The organism is Alysiella crassa DSM 2578, assembly GCF_000745955.1.
In the GTDB taxonomy this organism is placed as follows: Bacteria; Pseudomonadota; Gammaproteobacteria; order Burkholderiales; family Neisseriaceae; genus Simonsiella; species Simonsiella crassa.
In genome coordinates this window covers 1-5,622 of the sequence record NZ_JQKH01000114.1, presented here as the reverse complement: position 1 = coordinate 5,622, position 5,622 = coordinate 1, and the positions used below count along the sequence as shown (strand labels likewise).

Here is a 5,622-nt window from a genome sequence, read left to right as displayed (position 1 = left end):
CGATAAGTGTGAGTGCCTGATGGTCTCACACTGTTTTGAGAGTTACAAGATTATTTCTTGTTAATTTCTTTGAAGCAGACCAGAAGTTGTAGAAGTTAGAGATTGAACATAAGAGTTTGATCCTGGCTCAGATTGAACGCTGGCGGCATGCTTTACACATGCAAGTCGAACGGCAGCACGGGTGCTTGCACCTGGTGGCGAGTGGCGAACGGGTGAGTAATGCATTGGAACGTACCGAGTAGTGGGGGATAACTGTCCGAAAGGATAGCTAATACCGCATACGACCTGAGGGTGAAAGCGGGGGACTTTTTGAGCCTCGCGCTATTTGAGCGGCCAATGTCTGATTAGGTAGTTGGTGGGGTAAAGGCCTACCAAGCCGACGATCAGTAGCGGGTCTGAGAGGATGATCCGCCACACTGGGACTGAGACACGGCCCAGACTCCTACGGGAGGCAGCAGTGGGGAATTTTGGACAATGGGGGGAACCCTGATCCAGCCATGCCGCGTGTCTGAAGAAGGCCTTCGGGTTGTAAAGGACTTTTGTCGGGGAAGAAAAGCGGATTGATAATACCAGTTCGTGATGACGGTACCCGAAGAATAAGCACCGGCTAACTACGTGCCAGCAGCCGCGGTAATACGTAGGGTGCGAGCGTTAATCGGAATTACTGGGCGTAAAGCGAGCGCAGACGGTTTGTTAAGTCAGATGTGAAATCCCCGAGCTCAACTTGGGAACGGCGTTTGAAACTGGCAAGCTAGAGTATGTCAGAGGGGGGTAGAATTCCACGTGTAGCAGTGAAATGCGTAGAGATGTGGAGGAATACCGATGGCGAAGGCAGCCCCCTGGGATAATACTGACGTTCATGCTCGAAAGCGTGGGTAGCAAACAGGATTAGATACCCTGGTAGTCCACGCCCTAAACGATGTCAATTAGCTGTTGGGGTACTTGATACCTTAGTAGCGTAGCTAACGCGTGAAATTGACCGCCTGGGGAGTACGGTCGCAAGATTAAAACTCAAAGGAATTGACGGGGACCCGCACAAGCGGTGGATGATGTGGATTAATTCGATGCAACGCGAAGAACCTTACCTGGTCTTGACATGTACGGAAGAGCGTAGAGATATGCTTGTGCCTTCGGGAGCCGTAACACAGGTGCTGCATGGCTGTCGTCAGCTCGTGTCGTGAGATGTTGGGTTAAGTCCCGCAACGAGCGCAACCCTTGTCATTAGTTGCCATCATTTAGTTGGGCACTCTAATGAGACTGCCGGTGACAAACCGGAGGAAGGTGGGGATGACGTCAAGTCCTCATGGCCCTTATGACCAGGGCTTCACACGTCATACAATGGTCGGTACAGAGGGTAGCCAAACCGCGAGGTGGAGCCAATCCCAGAAAACCGATCGTAGTCCGGATTGCACTCTGCAACTCGAGTGCATGAAGTCGGAATCGCTAGTAATCGCAGGTCAGCATACTGCGGTGAATACGTTCCCGGGTCTTGTACACACCGCCCGTCACACCATGGGAGTGGGGGATACCAGAAGTAGGTAGGGTAACCGCGAGGAGCCCGCTTACCACGGTATGTTTCATGACTGGGGTGAAGTCGTAACAAGGTAGCCGTAGGGGAACCTGCGGCTGGATCACCTCCTTTCTAGAGAAAAGAAGGGGCTGTTGGGTACTCACACTTATCGGTAATCGTATATAGATGCAAGTTTAATTTAAAAAAAGAAACAAGCTATGCGCGAAGAGAGTGACTGCCGCATGCATAAGTATGCAAAGGAGCGAACGACAAAGCAGAGCGTAGTTTATTTTTTTAAAGACATGGGTTTGTAGCTCAGGTGGTTAGAGCACACGCTTGATAAGCGTGGGGTCGTAGGTTCAAGTCCTACCAGACCCACCAGTTGCAAAACGGCGTAGAGCTAAATAAAAAATAAATGAAAAGTTTATTTTAATTTTAGTGAACGTAAAATGGAATACTGGGGGCATAGCTCAGTTGGTAGAGCACCTGCTTTGCAAGCAGGGGGTCATCGGTTCGATCCCGTTTGCCTCCACCAAGATTAAATAAAATGAAATTGCAAATTAAAGCGAGTTTGTGTAGAATTTTTAGCTTGCTTGTTTTAATTTGCAATTTGCTGACGAAGTCAGGAAATGATTGCATCGCTCTTTAACAAATTGGAAAGCCGAAATCAACAAACAAAGACAATTTTGGTTTGATTTGGTTTGAAATCAGTTTGCAAACTGATTTCAGGCAGCCTGAAACAAAACTCAGGTTGAAAAGAATCAAACAACAGTATTTGGGTGATGATTGTATCAAGTAGTTTGTGAAACACAAAAGGCACAAACTACTCACAACAAAGCAGTAAGCTTTATTGTTTGGGAATTTAAGTTCAGATTGGTCGTCAACGCCAGTTTGGGCGAAGTCAAAGGTTCTTCAAATGATAGAGTCAAGTGAATAAGTGCATCAGGTGGATGCCTTGGCGATGATAGGCGAAGAAGGACGTGTAAGCCTGCGAAAAGCGCGGAGAAGCTGGCAAAAAAGCAATGATACCGCGATGTCCGAATGGGGAAACCCACACACTTTTAGTGTGTATCACAGAGTGAATACATAGCTCTGTAGAAGCGAACCTGGAGAACTGAACCATCTAAGTACCCAGAGGAAAAGAAATCAACCGAGATTCCGTAAGTAGTGGCGAGCGAACACGGAGTAGCCTGTGTGTGATAATTGATGCGTTAGGAGAAGGACTTGGAAAAGTCCGCCATAGTGGGTGATAGCCCCGTATCCGAAAACACATTAATGGTACTAAGCGCACGACAAGTAGGGCGGGACACGTGAAATCCTGTCTGAATATGGGGGGACCATCCTCCAAGGCTAAATACTCATCATCGACCGATAGTGAACCAGTACCGTGAGGGAAAGGCGAAAAGAACCCCGGGAGGGGAGTGAAATAGAACCTGAAACCTGATGCATACAAACAGTGGGAGCCTCGTAATGGGGTGACTGCGTACCTTTTGTATAATGGGTCAACGACTTACATTCAGTAGCGAGCTTAACCGAGTAGGGGAGGCGTAGGGAAACCGAGTCTTAATAGGGCGCATAGTTGCTGGGTGTAGACCCGAAACCGAGTGATCTATCCATGGCCAGGATGAAGGTGCGGTAAAACGCATTGGAGGTCCGAACCCACGCATGTTGCAAAATGCGGGGATGAGCTGTGGATAGGGGTGAAAGGCTAAACAAACTCGGAGATAGCTGGTTCTCCCCGAAAACTATTTAGGTAGTGCCTCGAGTATGAGACTGATGGGGGTAAAGCACTGTTATGGCTAGGGGGTTATTGCAACTTACCAACCCATGGCAAACTAAGAATACCATCAAGTTGCTCCTCGGGAGACAGACATCGGGTGCTAACGTCCGGTGTCAAGAGGGAAACAACCCAGACCGCCAGCTAAGGTCCCAAATGACAGATTAAGTGGTAAACGAAGTGGGAAGGCACAGACAGCCAGGATGTTGGCTTAGAAGCAGCCATCATTTAAAGAAAGCGTAATAGCTCACTGGTCGAGTCTTCCTGCGCGGAAGATGTAACGGGGCTCAAATCTGTAACCGAAGCTGCGGATGCTAGTTTACTAGCATGGTAGGGGAGCGTTCTGTAAGCCTGCGAAGGCAGCTTGTAAAGGCTGCTGGAGGTATCAGAAGTGCGAATGTTGACATGAGTAGCGATAAAGCGGGTGAAAAGCCCGCTCGCCGAAAGCCCAAGGTTTCCTACGCAACGTTCATCGGCGTAGGGTGAGTCGGCCCCTAAGGCGAGGCAGAAATGCGTAGTCGATGGGAAACGGGTTAATATTCCCGTACTTTGATTCAATGCGATGTGGGGACGGAGAAGGTTATGCTGGCAATCTGTTGGAATAGATTGTTTAAGCCTGTAGGTGGAAGGAGTAGGCAAATCCGCTCCTTCTTAACACCGAGACGTGATGACGAGTGTCCACGGACACGAAGCAGCAAATACCACGCTTCCAGGAAAAGCCACTAAGCTTCAGTTGAATCAAAACCGTACCGCAAACCGACACAGGTGGGCAGGATGAGAATTCTAAGGCGCTTGAGAGAACTCGGGAGAAGGAACTCGGCAAATTGATACCGTAACTTCGGGAGAAGGTATGCCCTGTAAGGTTAAGGACTTGCTCCGTAAGCCTATCAGGGTCGCAGAGAATCGGTGGCTGCGACTGTTTATTAAAAACACAGCACTCTGCTAACACGAAAGTGGACGTATAGGGTGTGACGCCTGCCCGGTGCTGGAAGGTTAATTGAAGATGTGCAAGCATCGGATCGAAGCCCCAGTAAACGGCGGCCGTAACTATAACGGTCCTAAGGTAGCGAAATTCCTTGTCGGGTAAGTTCCGACCCGCACGAATGGCGTAACGATGGCCACACTGTCTCCTCCCGAGACTCAGCGAAGTTGAAATGGTTGTGAAGATGCAATCTCCCCGCTGCTAGACGGAAAGACCCCGTGAACCTTTACTGTAGCTTTGCATTGGACTTTGAAGTCACTTGTGTAGGATAGGTGGGAGGCTTTGAAGCAGAAACGCCAGTTTCTGTGGAGCCGTCCTTGAAATACCACCCTGGTGGCTTTGAGGTTCTAACCCAGACCCGTTATCCGGGTCGGGGACCGTGCATGGTAGGCAGTTTGACTGGGGCGGTCTCCTCCCAAAGCGTAACGGAGGAGTTCGAAGGTTACCTAGGTCCGGTCGGAAATCGGACTGATAGTGCAATGGCAAAAGGTAGCTTAACTGCGAGACCGACAAGTCGAGCAGGTGCGAAAGCAGGACATAGTGATCCGGTGGTTCTGTATGGAAGGGCCATCGCTCAACGGATAAAAGGTACTCCGGGGATAACAGGCTGATTCCGCCCAAGAGTCCATATCGACGGCGGAGTTTGGCACCTCGATGTCGGCTCATCACATCCTGGGGCTGTAGTCGGTCCCAAGGGTATGGCTGTTCGCCATTTAAAGTGGTACGTGAGCTGGGTTTAAAACGTCGTGAGACAGTTTGGTCCCTATCTGCAGTGGGCGTTGGAAGTTTGACGGGGGCTGCTCCTAGTACGAGAGGACCGGAGTGGACGAACCTCTGGTGTACCGGTTGTTTCGCCAGAAGCATAGCCGGGTAGCTAAGTTCGGAAGAGATAAGCGCTGAAAGCATCTAAGCGCGAAACTCGCCCAAAGATGAGACTTCCCCTGCGGTTTAACCGCATTCAAGGGTCGTTGTAGACCACAACGTTGATAGGTCGGGTGTGGAAGCATAGCAATATGTGCAGCTAACCGATACTAATTGCCCGTAAGGCTTGACTCTATCATTTGAAGAACTTTGAAAACAGAAATAAACTGAAATCGAAATAAACTGAAATCAAAGTAAATATAAAATGAAATAAGCTTACTGATGACTCAGTCATCACCAAAAAATACAAAATCAACACAAACAAACCAAAACCTTTGTTTAAAATCGGCTTCCCAGTTTGTTCCCCTTTACGTTTGGCGACCATAGCGGTTTGGCTCCACTCCTTCCCTTCCCGAACAGGACAGTGAAACATTCCAGCGCCGATGATAGTATACAATCGTATGCGAAAGTAGGTCATCGCCAAACTATTTA

The 5,622-nt window shown here is 49.1% G+C and carries 2 tRNA genes and 3 rRNA genes; all 5 read left to right on the top strand.

Annotation, left to right across the window (positions count from 1 at the left end):
* Window positions 1–104: 104 nt before the first annotated feature.
* The 5 genes from Q338_RS11840 (at window position 105) to rrf (ending at window position 5,616) form a co-directional block, all read left to right on the top strand.
* Window positions 105–1,642 (top strand): 16S ribosomal RNA (locus tag Q338_RS11840).
* Between the two features lie 172 nt (window positions 1,643–1,814).
* Window positions 1,815–1,891: transfer RNA gene (locus Q338_RS11835), tRNA-Ile, on the top strand.
* Between the two features lie 78 nt (window positions 1,892–1,969).
* Window positions 1,970–2,045: transfer RNA gene (locus Q338_RS11830), tRNA-Ala, on the top strand.
* Between the two features lie 388 nt (window positions 2,046–2,433).
* A 23S ribosomal RNA gene (locus Q338_RS11825) occupies window positions 2,434–5,325 on the top strand.
* Window positions 5,326–5,503: 178 nt separating this feature from the next.
* Window positions 5,504–5,616: ribosomal RNA gene (rrf, locus tag Q338_RS11820) — 5S ribosomal RNA — on the top strand.
* The 16S, 23S and 5S rRNA genes sit together here with 2 tRNA genes alongside, the layout of an rRNA operon.
* Window positions 5,617–5,622: the final 6 nt, after the last annotated feature.